13 protein-coding genes are annotated in these 13,005 nt (G+C 61.5%); 4 read left to right on the top strand and 9 right to left on the bottom strand.

Annotated elements, in window-relative coordinates; all coding sequences use genetic code 11:
- From GEV05_27540 to GEV05_27520, 5 genes are all read right to left on the bottom strand, one after another.
- A partial coding sequence (locus GEV05_27540) for a hypothetical protein (protein ID MPZ47051.1) occupies positions 1 to 546 on the bottom strand: 546 nt, incomplete at its 3' end.
- A 30-nt stretch (positions 547 to 576) separates the two neighbouring features.
- On the bottom strand, positions 577 to 1,314 hold the full coding sequence (locus GEV05_27535) for a hypothetical protein (protein ID MPZ47050.1): 738 nt from the start codon (positions 1,312 to 1,314) through the stop codon (positions 577 to 579).
- Between the two features lie 375 nt (positions 1,315 to 1,689).
- Positions 1,690 to 2,157, bottom strand: coding sequence for a hypothetical protein (locus GEV05_27530; GenBank protein MPZ47049.1), 468 nt, complete (start codon positions 2,155 to 2,157; stop codon positions 1,690 to 1,692).
- Positions 2,132 to 3,358, bottom strand: a complete 1,227-nt coding sequence (locus tag GEV05_27525) for a ThiF family adenylyltransferase (protein MPZ47048.1) — start codon at positions 3,356 to 3,358, stop codon at positions 2,132 to 2,134. The genes GEV05_27530 and GEV05_27525 overlap by 26 nt, the downstream gene beginning before the upstream one ends.
- Positions 3,333 to 3,602, bottom strand: coding sequence for a hypothetical protein (locus GEV05_27520; GenBank protein MPZ47047.1), 270 nt, complete (start codon positions 3,600 to 3,602; stop codon positions 3,333 to 3,335). Before GEV05_27520 ends, GEV05_27525 begins: the two co-directional genes overlap by 26 nt.
- A gap of 14 nt (positions 3,603 to 3,616) precedes the next feature.
- Here GEV05_27520 and GEV05_27515 point away from each other — a divergent pair, with 14 nt between their 5' ends.
- The 3 genes from GEV05_27515 to GEV05_27505 are packed head-to-tail and all read left to right on the top strand — an operon-like array spanning position 3,617 to position 6,028.
- On the top strand, positions 3,617 to 4,582 hold the full coding sequence (locus GEV05_27515; protein ID MPZ47046.1) for a TIGR04255 family protein: 966 nt from the start codon (positions 3,617 to 3,619) through the stop codon (positions 4,580 to 4,582).
- Between the two features lie 10 nt (positions 4,583 to 4,592).
- The gene (locus GEV05_27510; protein ID MPZ47045.1) at positions 4,593 to 5,318 is read left to right on the top strand and encodes a hypothetical protein; all 726 of its coding nucleotides are present in this window, start codon (positions 4,593 to 4,595) and stop codon (positions 5,316 to 5,318) included.
- Positions 5,315 to 6,028, top strand: coding sequence for a hypothetical protein (locus GEV05_27505; protein ID MPZ47044.1), 714 nt, complete (start codon positions 5,315 to 5,317; stop codon positions 6,026 to 6,028). Before GEV05_27510 ends, GEV05_27505 begins: the two co-directional genes overlap by 4 nt.
- A 714-nt stretch (positions 6,029 to 6,742) precedes the next feature.
- Here GEV05_27505 and GEV05_27500 read toward each other — a convergent pair.
- From GEV05_27500 to GEV05_27485, 4 genes are all read right to left on the bottom strand, one after another.
- Positions 6,743 to 8,842: a tripartite tricarboxylate transporter permease gene (locus tag GEV05_27500; protein MPZ47043.1), complete on the bottom strand. Its 2,100-nt coding sequence runs from the start codon at positions 8,840 to 8,842 to the stop codon at positions 6,743 to 6,745.
- 43 nt (positions 8,843 to 8,885) lie between these two features.
- Complete coding sequence (locus GEV05_27495) at positions 8,886 to 9,899, bottom strand: hypothetical protein (GenBank protein MPZ47042.1); 1,014 nt, start codon at positions 9,897 to 9,899, stop codon at positions 8,886 to 8,888.
- An 81-nt stretch (positions 9,900 to 9,980) separates the two neighbouring features.
- Positions 9,981 to 10,664, bottom strand: a complete 684-nt coding sequence (locus GEV05_27490; GenBank protein MPZ47041.1) for a hypothetical protein — start codon at positions 10,662 to 10,664, stop codon at positions 9,981 to 9,983.
- 123 nt (positions 10,665 to 10,787) lie between these two features.
- Positions 10,788 to 11,471 carry a hypothetical protein gene (locus GEV05_27485; GenBank protein MPZ47040.1) on the bottom strand — a complete coding sequence of 228 codons (684 nt, stop codon included), beginning with the start codon at positions 11,469 to 11,471 and terminating at the stop codon, positions 10,788 to 10,790.
- A gap of 109 nt (positions 11,472 to 11,580) precedes the next feature.
- Between GEV05_27485 and leuC the strand changes: the two genes are divergently transcribed.
- On the top strand, positions 11,581 to 13,005 hold the full coding sequence (gene leuC / locus GEV05_27480; GenBank protein MPZ47039.1) for a 3-isopropylmalate dehydratase large subunit: 1,425 nt from the start codon (positions 11,581 to 11,583) through the stop codon (positions 13,003 to 13,005).

The following is a 13,005-nucleotide window of genomic DNA, read 5'->3' as shown; positions in this document are numbered from 1 at the left end:
GGGGAAGTCTGCCTGCGGAATAAGTTCGCTCTCGAATATATAGGAGAGCAGCGATACAACGACCCCGGCGAATACCCAGACAAAGCGTTCCCACGGATTGACCGGGTGGCCTCTGGACGCCGCCACAGAAATGACCTTACGGCCCTGAGGCCGCAACGTAGTCAACGCCTTGCCGAGGAGCATGGCCCGGAGCGTGTTCGCGCCAAGCCGGAACATCGGGCGCGAGATCGCATCATCAAACGCCTTGTTGATCCGAAACAGTGTCGCAATAATGAAAAACCAAAGTATGGCCCGTGCGCCCCAGTCCAAAACTGGATAGCGTGGCGCGAAATAGTTGAGCGTGAATACGACGGTGACGATCAGCGCCCATATCAGCAGATTGGCGCCGGTGTTAACAGCCGCGAGGGTAATCCCCTGCCAAACCCGAATTGCCCTGTAATAGAGTGAGTACTTGCGCGAGGGCTGGAATGCCTTATGCGCATCCTCGACAAAGCGTTTGTGGATCAGGAACGTCTTTCGCGGCGGCAGGGCTAGTTCTATCCGCATGCCCAAACTCCTCTTATCATCGCCGGGGGGTCACGCCCCTCCTTGAAGGTGGGTGCGCCCTCGGTGCAACGATATACCCCGTCGAGCACCAGATGCAGTGGAGGTGGATATTGAGATTCGCCGCCGAGTGAATCTCTGAACGGCTGCACCTCGCTTGAGCCCCGCCTGCTTGAGCAGGAAACCTGTGATGACCCGGTGCACGACACGCAGCAGCGGTGTCAGCGACTTGGGGTGCACGGCGAACAGAATGCCCAGCGGGATCGGAAACGACAACACCCATTGCCTGACCGGCACCCGCGGGATGACCTGATCGACCAAGCGGTCCATGCGCCGAACGCCGCACGAGGGGCAGAACCCCCGTCGCCTGCACGAGAACGCGACCAGCTTCTCGTGCGCACACTCGCCACAACGCAGCCGCAGGAAGCCATGCGCCAGAATGCCACATTCCAGATACGCCTCGAACTCGTCTTTTACGAACTCAGGTACGCTCGATACGAACTCAGGTACGCTCGACCCGGTGTGCGCCTCGACCTGCGCAACAAAGGTCGCGAGTTCCTCCTGCACCACCCGATACACCGTCGTTTCCTCGGGGCGGTGGCGCTTGTAAGCATAGCGGCAGGCGGGCCAGCCCGCACCAGCGGCAGCGCGGCGCCCACGATGCGCTACTAGCGAGCGAGCTCTTACACCACCGCCGGCAATCGCACGCGCGATCACCTCAAGGTACGAGCCCTGACGCTGCGCCCGCTTCTCCCCATCCAAACTCCGCATGACCTCGCCCTCGCAGCCTATCCGGGCTCAGGCTGACGGTGGTGGCCACGTGGGTCTATCCACTTAGGTCGTAATACCCGCGCCCCTTGCCATCGCCTGCGGGCGTGGGTGGCAGAGGTGGGGCAAGATCCGTTCAGCGAGATTCCCAGGTGTTCACGCACGTTTCCATCGACCAGGGCGATGCCGTGTATTGAGGGTCGAATGACCGAAACGGCTCGGGTGAGGTAATCGCCTGAAGTGCCAGAAGGTCATTCGGTCAGAGTTCCAGGAATACGACCGTCGACCGACTCGTTGCGGCCGTTGGTGGCTGCGAACCCCGACGACCGCACTGGCCGAGCAGTCCTCATACATACCTACAAAAGTTGGGGCAATTCACTAAAGTGACTTCCACCAGCGAATCAGGTGCTGCAGCCAACTCATACTTGGTTGCCATTCGTGAGTAGGTGCAATGTGGGCGTTCTGTTTTGTCGCTAGCGCGGCCGCCTCCTTAGCGTAATTCGTACGGCGGATTTGAGCGGCTTTGTCGGCGCGATCATTTGCTTTCACCCGCTGGATCTGACGATCCGTCATTGCCCTGGCTTTCTGCACAAGGTTGTTCTGAATTACGTAGTGCGAGCGGCAGGGAAAAGCAAAGTTTCCGATCGACGGCCACAGCGAGACCCGACCTCCATTGCGCTTGACCGACCATTCCGCCGATGACAGAGGCGTCACCACTTCCTTCCCGCAGCCGCAACAGCACTTATGCGCCGCGGTGCGGTAGCGCTCGCTGATGTAGAGCACGCCTTGGTCGAGGCGCTCCGGAATGAACTCGACGTATTCAGGTCTGATCTGCTTGATCTTCATGGGGCGGGAGGTTGAGCGCTTCGTCGCGCGTCAGGGAGGCGGAGTCGATCGAATAGGTGTGATGATGGGGTCGCCAGTGGTCGAGGTAGAACGTGCAATGCTTCTTCCACAACTGGACGGCGAGGACGGCATTGAGCATATTCATGTCCGCGACTTGGATGTTACTGCGGTAGAGGTCATCTCTAGGCGCATCGCTTTGTGGCGCATGCCGGCCGAAATGGTCCGACTTCCCCGCAGTGCACAGGGTCGCCCGGCAAGTGCCCAGAATGGCATTCGCCTCTGGCAACACGCACAGCTCCATCCCAGTGTCGACAAACGGAATTCCGCGTGCGATGAGGTGCTCGCCCAACATCTTACGCACACCGCCCTTGTCGACGCATAGGAACACGAAGTCGAGGTTGTCCAGTTCGGACAGATTCTCATCGTCGAGGTAGGCCGCGTGCGAATAGATTCCCTTGCGCATCTTGGCGTAGATCGCGGCGAAGTATTCGACCTTAGGCATCCTGGCCGCAATGTCCTCAATCGAGGCGGCGCTTGGGGCGCGAAAGGCGCTGTGCTGCTCGAATAGGTCGCCATCGAAGAGATGGATTTCGCGCACGGGCGTCTTGGCCATCAAGTCGAGGACATAGCTGCCGGTCCCGCCGAGGCCGACGATGGCTACTCGGTAATGCGCGAGTTTTGCGGTCACGGCAAGGATACCGGCGCGCGTCGAGGCGGTGTCCCAGTAGTTGAAGATTTGTTCCGGGTCAAAGGAAACCACTGGCTCGCCCACATAGGGCGTCGCATCCGGGTCAACGGCTGCAGCCTCCGGGGCAATCAGCGCGAGATAGTGGCGGATCTTGGCCGAATGTGTTTTCGGGAAGTCCCCTTCCCCGTGGGGCTTGTTCGAGAAGCGGTGTTGGGCCGTAAACCCGGGCCAGAGATCCTTCGGCCCTTCGGTGCGATTTAGCGCTTTGATGGGCGTGCCGTTGGCGTGGCACGGAACATCGCCGACGAACCAAATCTGATGGTTGCTCGGCTTACCTAAAGTGCCAACGTTGCCGGCCAACTCGGTCACCATAATGCCGCGCCCCACCTTCCCGCCGGTCTTGACATAGGGCACCTGATGAACCAGCAGGTGCCCGTGCATCACCTCGACACTCAGGCCCTCGTCCTGCAGGGACTGGATGTCAGGATCAAGCACGATTGGTTTTGGTGACATTGAACACCATACCTTCTTTCACATGGACTTCCTGTCCGGCGACCAGCGTGCCGTCTTTCCCGTGGGGGTTGGCATAGGCAACCGTGAAGTCAACGTCCTGATTGGAAGGTTCGCCTGGGAAGGCCAGCTTGATGATCTCCTCGTAGGAAAGTGTCTTGCCGGTCACTTGGCGTGGGCGACCATTAACGATGACCGTGAAGGCCTTGTTCTGCCCCGGAGCCTGACTGGCAATTGAGTTGCTCATTTGAATTGTCCTTGATGAATGGTTGTTACCCTCATGAATCCAGTTCCGCTGGATGTATGATAGAGTGTCTAATAATAACCTCCGGCTTTTCAATATGTCAAGTAGCGCGTATGATTGCCGTTAATTGGACGCAGTCTGATACAGGAGGGATATCCGTGAGCAATCACGACCAGCCGCTGGGCAGGTGGCCCAATGCGCCGTTGGCACTTGTGCTAGCGCAGGTCCGTTTTGATCCCGAAATCGATACCGCGTACAAGGACGTCTCCGCGCGCCTCAAGACTGTGCTGCGGGAGCGCTTCCCCGCCATGAAGGCCGTGCGGCAAGTGACGCTTGTATTTGGCAGCACGCCTGGCGTCGCAGTGGAATCTAAGCCGAACGAGGGGGAGGTCGGCCGTGAACTGCGCAGCGACGACAATCGCAGAGCGTTGCGTCTTCAGGAGGGGGTGATGACCTATACCACCTCCCTCTACGAGGATTCGCTGCGCTTCCTCGCGGAATGGCGGTCCATGCTTGACTGCCTGTGCGCCGCCGGAGGCGTCAAGGTGCAGCGACTAGGCCTGCGCTACGTTGACTTCATCATCCCCACCGCCGGCAAAGTGCCCGAGGACTACTTCAAAGACAGATTCGGTCACTTGACCCACGTCTTTGGCGAAACCGCACAGACTGCCTTTATGAGCCACGAATATCTTCGAGAGGCCGAGGGGGCAATGCGTGTCCAGTTTGGACGGGGCTTCGCGCCTCCTTCCCTGCCTCCCGATCTCGATGGTTCGGTTCACTTGCCCCCGGTATTGTTGAAGAAGTACACCCAAGGGCAGCCATCGGCAGTCCTGGATATCGACCGCTGGCGCGCGGACTCGCGGCGGTTGCAGGCGGCAGAAATCGCCGCCGAATTCCAGCGACTTCGCGACGATATTTCTATGACATTTACTCGTATCATTTCGCCAGAAGCCGTGGCCGAGTGGTCGGGCCAGCCGACATAAGGAGGAGAGAATGAGCAATTCGCGAGTGCTCGCCAGCCGCAATTTGGCGATCCGTCAGGGTGCCATGCGTAGCCTCTTTGGCGAAGGGACAGGAAGCAACCTCGTCGAGGTACAGTCTGACCCTTACCAAGGCGCTTCCCGTCTCTGGGATATGTTGAGTCCCGTTGCCTCGAATTCACGGGAAGGCCGCTCCGCAACCACCAACGTCTACCTCGTTCTCATCAAGAACTACGCCGCCACCTTTGAGGCCCCTTCTGCACTGGAATTCAATCTTGAGGCCGCGTTGCCCTCCGTCGTTCTCTCGCCGGCATTCGTTCTGGATAGGGTGCGTACCGTCTTCGGCCTGAACATCAGCGAGACCGCCGAAGTCTTTGGCATCACGCGGCAGACTGTCTATCAGTGGATGAAGCTTACCGACATGGAGCAGGTGCGTTCCCACGAGAATCGTGACCGCATCAAACAGCTCTACGGGGCGGCGCAATCATGGCAGAACCACCCACCGCTCAAGGGGCGCTGGCTCTATGCGCTCCTGCCTGCTGGCAATACTGTGCTCGACCTACTCAAAGCTCCCCAAGTCAATATCGATGCCCTGCAGGCTGCCTACCAGGCACTCGCGGCCAGCACGCTGGAAAGGCGGCTCAAGGAGGGTGAGCAAGCGACCCGGGCCGTTACCGCGCTGGCGGGCGCGTTCACAGGCCTCGGCGCCGGGCGCAAGGCTCGAAAGGGGACGAGCTGAGTCCGCTTAATGTCTTTCTGGAGCGATTGCAGGCGCTTTTAAACGAGGTTCCCCAAGAGGACCGGCGCCTACTGCTGGTTATCGCCGGTCACAACGGGGCCGGCAAAACCACGATCTACAACGAGCGACTCGCCGATATCCTCGCCGGCAAGCTGGAGCAGCATATCAACCCGGACGAGGTCGAGCGGGCTATCACCCTGGAACTCGGCACGGACAATCATACCAAGGAAGAGTTCGAGGACCTGGCCGCGAAGGAGGGAACTCGCCTACGCCTTCAATATCTCGATCGGGAAACCAGCTTCAGCTTCGAGACAGTGTTCTCCGACCCTGTGCAAGATAAGGTACTTTTCATGGCGGAAGCCCGCCGGCGCGGCTATCTGGTGGTGCTCTTTGCTGTCGGCCTCGATTCGATCGAGAAGTCGAAGGCCCGCGTCGCCATCCGGCATGCCAAGGGCGGCCACGATGTAAGTCCGGAGAAGCTCGAGAGTCGTTACGAGCGTGTGCTGGTGAATTTTGCGCACGGTGCCCGTGCCGCCTCGCTGGCGATCTTCTTCGACAACAGCGAGGATCGCGGCGAAGGCGAGTTGGACACCTACTGGGACATCGCCCTCTTTGAGGAGGGGGAGTTGTGTGTCAAGGATGAATCACCACCGACATGGTGGCATCAAGTTGAAAGTATCTTCGATCGGTTGAATGCCGATGCAATATGAATCGCCGCGGCCTTTGTAGATGTGCCCGATGACAGTTTGGACCCCCATAGCGGTCGGTGTCCTAAACGAAATCGAACGTCAGCACTGGCCGAGAACGAGTCAGATCGAAGAGTTTCTCGAGATCCGGCCCTTCGGCCGGTGCCGCCGTTGGCGATTCTGGAGGAACACGTTCGCAATGCTTTGCTCAGTAGTCATAGGGCGCAAAGTCGTCCCGAATGACCATCTGCTAACTCAAGCTATGGCTGACTCGACCCGTTGCTGCCTGTGGTGCCATAGAGAAGCGGTGATTCGCAAACTACTCCGCGCGGGCTGAGGCGGTCGTTCTGCCACCAATAGGAAGCGTACTGCACCAATCAAACCACTTTCAAGCAAACGACGCAGCGCTGCCATTGCGCCTGGGGAAAAAGCGCCGCCTCGTCCTCAACGATGTCCGATACAGGCGTCGGAGATGATGAGCTGGACCGCCGGCTACGCCACGTTGCTTGAGATGGCGTAGGAAACCATGCCAGCCCTCCAGATCCTCCCTCCTTCTGACCCTCCGCTACACCGAGAATCTGTCGGTGGCCGTCGGCGCCGACACCGATCATGCTCGCGCCGAACGGGGATAGAAGCGAGATCGCCAGCGAGGGTGCGCGCAGAGACGGTCTAGTGGTGTAGAGCGCACAGCATGATCCGAGCCGTGGCAGCTGAATTGCAACGAACTATCGTCCTAAGCTACCACCCCAGCAAACCCACTGGCAGCTTTACCGAGAGCAGCTTCGTCATCCCGAAATAGAGCACCAAGCTGAAGATCACTGCTGTGGCAACGTTGCGGACCCAGTGACCCTGCTGGATGACGCGTGTCTGGTAGAGCACGAGCAGAATGGTACACAGGAGAAAACCCAGCGCTTCGAGAAGCAACGTGTAGACCAGCAGACCCGCAACCGTCAACAGCGCTGCCATCGCGGGCTTCGCATACCAGCTCGACTCACCAGCTGCTCCCGCAGTCAATGGGGGCGACGCAAGCGGTACCTCTTTAGTTTCGCCGCCCCGCCGCCACAACAACAAAGGCACGGCGCACGCGATCAGCAGGATCAGGATACAAATCGGCCAGACATGCGGCCCGATGACCATAGGTATATTGGGTCGGGGCGCCTGGAGCGCAACGAAGATGAGGACCACGCCAATCGGTATCGTCAACACCGCGGCGAGACGGTCGGCAGTGAGCCATCGTTTGCTCATGGCGCCGCTTACGGCGGGGGCGACCGGATGTCCGGCCGCAAGAGCATGGCCCGCCTCGGTCGAAAGCGTAGTCCGCTTGCCGGCATAGAACTTCCTTAAGGAATAAGCCAGGGAGATCAGTGCCGCGATCATGATGACGAGCGATATGGAACGCGTGAAGAAAATGGTGGGATCACCGTTCGACACCGACATCGAGCGCAATAATGCCTGCTCGAGCAGATTGCCCAATACCAGCCCGAGCAGAAGCGGCGCCACGGGGTACTTGTATTTCTCCGCGAAATAGCCGAGGACGCCGAAAGCGATCATCAGATAGAGGTCCGTCATCAGATATTCCCGGGTGTAGACCCCCAGGACACAGAGCGCGAGCACGAGACCGTTCAGCAACGCCTCGGGCACATCGAGCAGCTTCGCGAAAAGGTTGACCAGCGGCAGGTTCAGGATGAGAAGCATGACGTTGCCGATGTAGAGACTCGCCACGACGGCCCAGAAGAAGTCGGGGTTGGTCTCCATGAGCAACGGGCCGGGTTTGAGGCCATACATGATGAACGCGCCCAGCAGCAGCGCAGTAGACGCATTGCCCGGTATGCCCAGCGTCATCAGCGGGACGAGGTTCGCGCCGTTGGCCGCATTGTTCGAGGCCTCCACCGTCGCCACGCCCTCGATCGCCCCCTTGCCGAACTGCTCGGGGTGTTTGGATACCTGCTTCTCCACGCCATAGGCGAGCAGCGTCGCCGTCATCCCACCCAATCCGGGTAGCACCCCAGTCGCAAAGCCGAGGAAGCTTCCGCGTACGTAGGGCATGAAGGACTGTTTCAGCTCGGTCCAGGTGATCCACAAACCGACACCCCGGATCTGGTCACGCGGCGGTTTGAATCCGAACTTGCGAATCCGCTGCGATTCGTTCATGACCACGGTCACGCCGAACATCCCGATCGCCACCACGATGAAATGGATTCCGTCGGTGAGCTGTTCGACGCCGAAGGTGAAGCGCACCTGTCCGCTCTGCCTCTCTATGCCGATCGTGGCAAGCAGCAGGCCGACGAGCGCCATGAACAGGCCCTTCAGCGGCGCTTCGGTCGACAGGCTGCCGACCATGGTCAGCGCGAGGAACATGATGGCGAAGTACTCCGGCGGACCGAACTTCATGCCCAGGGCGGAGATGGGCTCCGCAAGAAACATGAGAAGCACGGCGCTGACCGTGCCGGCGAAGAACGACCCGATCGCCGATGTGGCAAGGGCCGCTTTCGCGCGTCCCTGTTTCGCCATCGGATACCCATCCATGCAGGTCATCACCGAGGAACCTTCGCCCGGGATATTGACCAAGATGGCGGTGGTCGATCCGCCGTAGCTGGAACCGTAGTGGATTCCAACCAGCATGATCACTGCGGCAACGGGGTCCATGCCGAACGTGACCGGCAGAAGAATGGCCATCGTGCTGAGCGAGCCGAGCCCCGGCATGACACCCACGATGGTGCCGAGCAGAACACCCACGAAGAGCAATGACAGGTTCTGGAGCGAAAACACGATTCCAAAACCATGAAGGAGGTTGGACCAGACGGGAATGTCCACGGGCAGCCCTCTGCGTAACGGCATTGCAGTCGCCGCGCCATGGGTGCGCGGCGCGGCGACTGTCCGACTACTGCTTCTTGGTCATCCCGAGCTTGGTCAGGATCTCGGTGACGACGGCTTGTTTCTTGTCGAGTGTTTCGTTCAAGCCCTCGACCTGGAACGAGTCATCCCAGTTGTACTTGGCAATGGTCTGCTTCCAGGTTGGCGTCTTCACCATCTTCGCCAGTACGTCGGTCCAATAGGCTTTGGCGTGGTCGGGGAAGCCCGGCGCCGCGAAGGCATAGCGCACGTTCGCCCAATGGAAATCGATGCCGGACTCCTGCAACGTAGGGACGCCCTTCAGAATCTCGCTCGCATATCGCTTGGGCGCACTGACGGCCAGGAACCGGATCTTCTTCGCCTCAACGAGGGCGAGCTGCTCGTCGACCGAGTTCATCGCCGCCTTGCAACTTCCTTCCAGGATCGCCATGTTGATCTCACCGCCGCCGCTGTAGCTCACGTAGACGATCTTGGTGATATCCACTCCAGCCCTGCTGAACATTGCGCCGTAAAAGACCCGGTCATCACTGGTACCACCACAGATCGGCGTCTTCTCGGGCCTTTCCTTCAGGTCTTTGATGAGGTCCCCGATGGTCTTGTAGGGAGAGTCCGTCCTCACCGCGACGGCGTAATACGTGCTGATCAGCGCGGCCAGCGGCGTGTAATCCCTGTGGTTGAAGCGGACGGTCCCGGTCGCATACCGAAACATTCCGGCAATCGAATTCACCGAGATCATGTAAGGGTCGCCTTTGTAACGCGTGGCGGCAAGCGTCATCGCCTGCGTAGAGTTGGGCGAGTTCTCGATCGGCAGCGGTACTTTTACGAGCTTCTCCTTGGTCAGCGCGTTGGCGACGGCGCGCGTCGTGGTGTCGAAACCGCTGCCCGGCCCCGACAGCGCGAAGAATGTAACCGGCTTCGTGGGGTAATCCGGAGCCGAGGCGGCCACACTTTGTTCGCCGGCCAAAGCAATGAACGCGACGACAGAGAACCTCATTGCCGATGAAACGATCGTGCTTCCAGATGTTTTGCAAGCCACCCTCATACCGCTCTCCTGTAAATGGCGTCAATGATGAGATACACCTTGGCTACGGATGCTACTAGCCACGAAGGACAGACGCAGTGCTCATGCCGCCTGTGCCGAGAGCGCGCGCATCACCTGCTGCGCGGTCGCCCAAATGGACGAGAGCACCGGGCGCCCGAATTCGGCGCGCAGCGCATCCAGGATGTCGGCCGTCGGCAGCTGCGTGCAAGCGACGAACATCGCGTCGCACTCGGCGCTCATCGTCTCGCGTGCAAGCCGCGCCACCGCCGTCGAGTCGATGCGCCCGAGGGCATCGACATCCGGCGCGAAGAAACTGTTGAAGCGCCGCACCTCGATGCCGCCATCGGCGAGGAATGCCTTCAGCTGCTGGTTGACCGCATCGAGGTAAGGTGTCACCAGTGCGATCTGTTTTGCACCGATCTCCTGCAGCCCGAGCACCATGGAGCGCGCGGTGGTCACGACCCTCTTGCCGGTGACAGCGGCGAGCTCGCGTGCGAGCTGGGCATCGCCCGCCGGTCCGTCGATGAACCCGGCGGCAGTGCAGCCGTAGGCCACGACGTCGACGTCGATGCAGGCGAATTGCGCAGCGAGCGCCAGCGCCTCACCCTTGTACGCCGGCAGCGTCGCCGGCGTCAGCAGACCCTTGCCGCGCGGAATGTGCAAGGCGGTACACCGGGAGCCCGCGGGCAGCAGCACACGCAGTTCGTGGTCGAAGGTCGTGTTGTTGCTTGGCACCATCAGCCCGACGTGGATTGCTTCCGTCATATCTCGGCCTTCCTCACGCGCGTTCGCTTCCGCCCGGACGCCGCGTGCCTCACGACCGCTTCCGGTCATTGCAGTACGCGGCGCGCATGACGTGCCTTGTATGCACGCGCCTGCAGCGGCCTGTCACTTGACCATCCCGAGCTCGACCAGCATGGCGCGCAGCCGCTCGTACTGCGTGTCGAGCAGCTCCGGCAGCTCCCTCGCGCCGACGAAATCCAGGCTCCAGTTGTTCGACTCGACGACCTGCTTCGCCTCGGGATGCTGCATCGCCTTCGTCAAGGCTGCCTCCCAGTAAGCGACGTGGGCGGGCTGCAAACCTTTCGGTCCGAACACCGTGAACCAGGTGGGCGCGACGACCTCGTAGCCCTGCTCGCCCAGCGTGGGCAGATCGGGCAGCCGCGGCAGGCGCCGATTCGCCAGCGTCCCGATCAGCCGTGCCTTGCCCGCGGCCACGACCGCGGCTGCGCTGCCGGAGCTCGAAACGCCGACGCTGACGTGGTTGCCGGCGACCTGGGTGGCGGTGATGCTGCCCGAAGCGTTGACGACCACACGCAGCTTGCGCGGATCGGTATCGGCATAGCGGGCAAGCTGCGCGAGCGCGATGTGCGAGGCGTTGCCGGCCGCGGTCGAGAAGCCGAAGCTCAGGGGCGGCGTGCCCTTCTTCAGGGTCTCGATGACGTCCAGTTCGACGTTCTTCTGCGGCTTCCATGCCGGCTCGCCCGCGCGCACCGGCGAGCAGACCGCGCACGCAGCTGCGAGGGACATCGCGACCAGCACGCGGCTTGGGATTCGGGATGGAGTTGACATGGCAACGCGACTCTGGGACAAAGCTCGCGATCCGGTCCCGCGCGCGAGCTACGGCGACATCTCGTCGTCTTCGATTCGGGCCGGTCGATTCTGAGGGGGCACCATAGTCATGTCAACCAACCGCGAAGCGAGCACCCTGGTCGACAAGATCTGGCGCAGCCACGTCATCACCGAGCTTTCGGACGGGCGCACGCTGCTGCACATCGACCGGCATTTTCTGCACGACGGCACCAGCCGGCAGGCCTTCGACGGCATGCGGCGCAGGCGGCGGCGCCTGCGCAACACCGATCTCACCTTCGCGGTCGTCGATCACATCCTGTCGACGCTCCCCGGACGCACCGGGGAGTCGCATCCCCCCGGCATCGAGCGTATCCACGCGCTGCGCGACAATTGCCGCGAGTTCGACCAGGAGCTGTACGACGTGGACAGCCCGCACCAGGGCATCGCGCACGTCGTCGCCCCCGAGCGCGGCATCACGCTGCCCGGCTGTACGCTGGTGTGCGGCGACAGTCACACCGCCACCAACGGCGGACTCGGCGCGCTCGCCTTCGGCATCGGCACGACCGAGGTGATGCACGTGATGGCGACGCAGGCGCTCCTGCAGCGCAAGCCGCCGCAGATGCGCATCACGTTCGAGGGCGCGCCCGGTCCGGGCGTCGGCGCGAAAGACATGATCCTGTACTTCATTGCCCGGCACGGCGTCGCTGCGGGCACCGGCTGCGCGGTGGAATATGCGGGCTCCGCGATTCGCGTGTTGCCGATCGAGGCGCGCATGACCGTATGCAACATGTCGATCGAATTGGGCGCACGCTACGGGATCGTAGCGCCCGATGATGCGACCTTCGACTATGTCGCCGGCCGCGACTATGCGCCCAAGGGGAAGGATTGGGGGCGGGCGCTCGCCGATTGGCGCGAGCTCTGCAGCGATCCCGATGCGCATTTCGAGCGCGAGTTCTCGATCGATTGCTCGCGCATCGCGCCGCAGATTTCGTTCGGCAATTCGCCGCAGGATACGGTCGGCGTCAACGAGCCGCTGCCCGATCCCGCGCGGGTCGGCGACGCAAACCGGCGCCAGGCGCTCGAGCGCGCCTTGGCCTACATGAATCTTGAGCCCGGCAAGCCGCTCGAAGGCGTGCCGGTCGACTATGCGTTCATCGGCTCCTGCACCAATGCGCGGCTATCCGACCTGGAAGCCGCCGCGCGCGTGCTGCGCGGGCGCAAGGTGAAACCAGGCGTGACCGCGTTCGCGGTGCCGGGTTCGATGGCGGTCAAGCGCGCCGCCGAAGCAGCCGGCCTCGCCCGGATCTTCGTCGATGCCGGATTCGAGTGGCGCAACGCCGGCTGCTCGATGTGCGTCGGCAGCAACGGCGACCTGGTACCCGCCGGCAAGCGCTCGATCTCTACCACCAACCGCAATTTCGAGCATCGCCAGGGACCGCACAGCCGCACCCATCTCGCAAGCCCGGTAAGCGTCGCGGCGGCCGCGGTGAGCGGTTGCATCACCGACCCGCGCAAGCTGCTCGATCGGCATTAG

It is taken from the genome of Betaproteobacteria bacterium (genome assembly GCA_009377585.1).
In the GTDB taxonomy this organism is placed as follows: domain Bacteria; phylum Pseudomonadota; class Gammaproteobacteria; order Burkholderiales; family WYBJ01; genus WYBJ01.
Note: the sequence above shows the minus strand (reverse complement) of the source record. Positions and strands in the feature narration are given on the sequence as shown.

Coding starts and splice junctions, on each gene's coding strand:
- GEV05_27535 (MPZ47050.1), bottom strand. CDS start 1,314: ATGCGGAGTTTGGATGGGGAGAAGCGGGCGCAGCGTCAGGGCTCGTAC.
- GEV05_27530 (MPZ47049.1), bottom strand. CDS start 2,157: ATGAAGATCAAGCAGATCAGACCTGAATACGTCGAGTTCATTCCGGAG.
- GEV05_27525 (MPZ47048.1), bottom strand. CDS start 3,358: ATGTCACCAAAACCAATCGTGCTTGATCCTGACATCCAGTCCCTGCAG.
- GEV05_27520 (MPZ47047.1), bottom strand. CDS start 3,602: ATGAGCAACTCAATTGCCAGTCAGGCTCCGGGGCAGAACAAGGCCTTC.
- GEV05_27515 (MPZ47046.1), top strand. CDS start 3,617: ATGAATGGTTGTTACCCTCATGAATCCAGTTCCGCTGGATGTATGATA.
- GEV05_27510 (MPZ47045.1), top strand. CDS start 4,593: ATGAGCAATTCGCGAGTGCTCGCCAGCCGCAATTTGGCGATCCGTCAG.
- GEV05_27500 (MPZ47043.1), bottom strand. CDS start 8,842: ATGCCGTTACGCAGAGGGCTGCCCGTGGACATTCCCGTCTGGTCCAAC.
- GEV05_27495 (MPZ47042.1), bottom strand. CDS start 9,899: ATGAGGGTGGCTTGCAAAACATCTGGAAGCACGATCGTTTCATCGGCA.
- GEV05_27490 (MPZ47041.1), bottom strand. CDS start 10,664: ATGACGGAAGCAATCCACGTCGGGCTGATGGTGCCAAGCAACAACACG.
- GEV05_27485 (MPZ47040.1), bottom strand. CDS start 11,471: ATGTCAACTCCATCCCGAATCCCAAGCCGCGTGCTGGTCGCGATGTCC.
- leuC (MPZ47039.1), top strand. CDS start 11,581: ATGTCAACCAACCGCGAAGCGAGCACCCTGGTCGACAAGATCTGGCGC.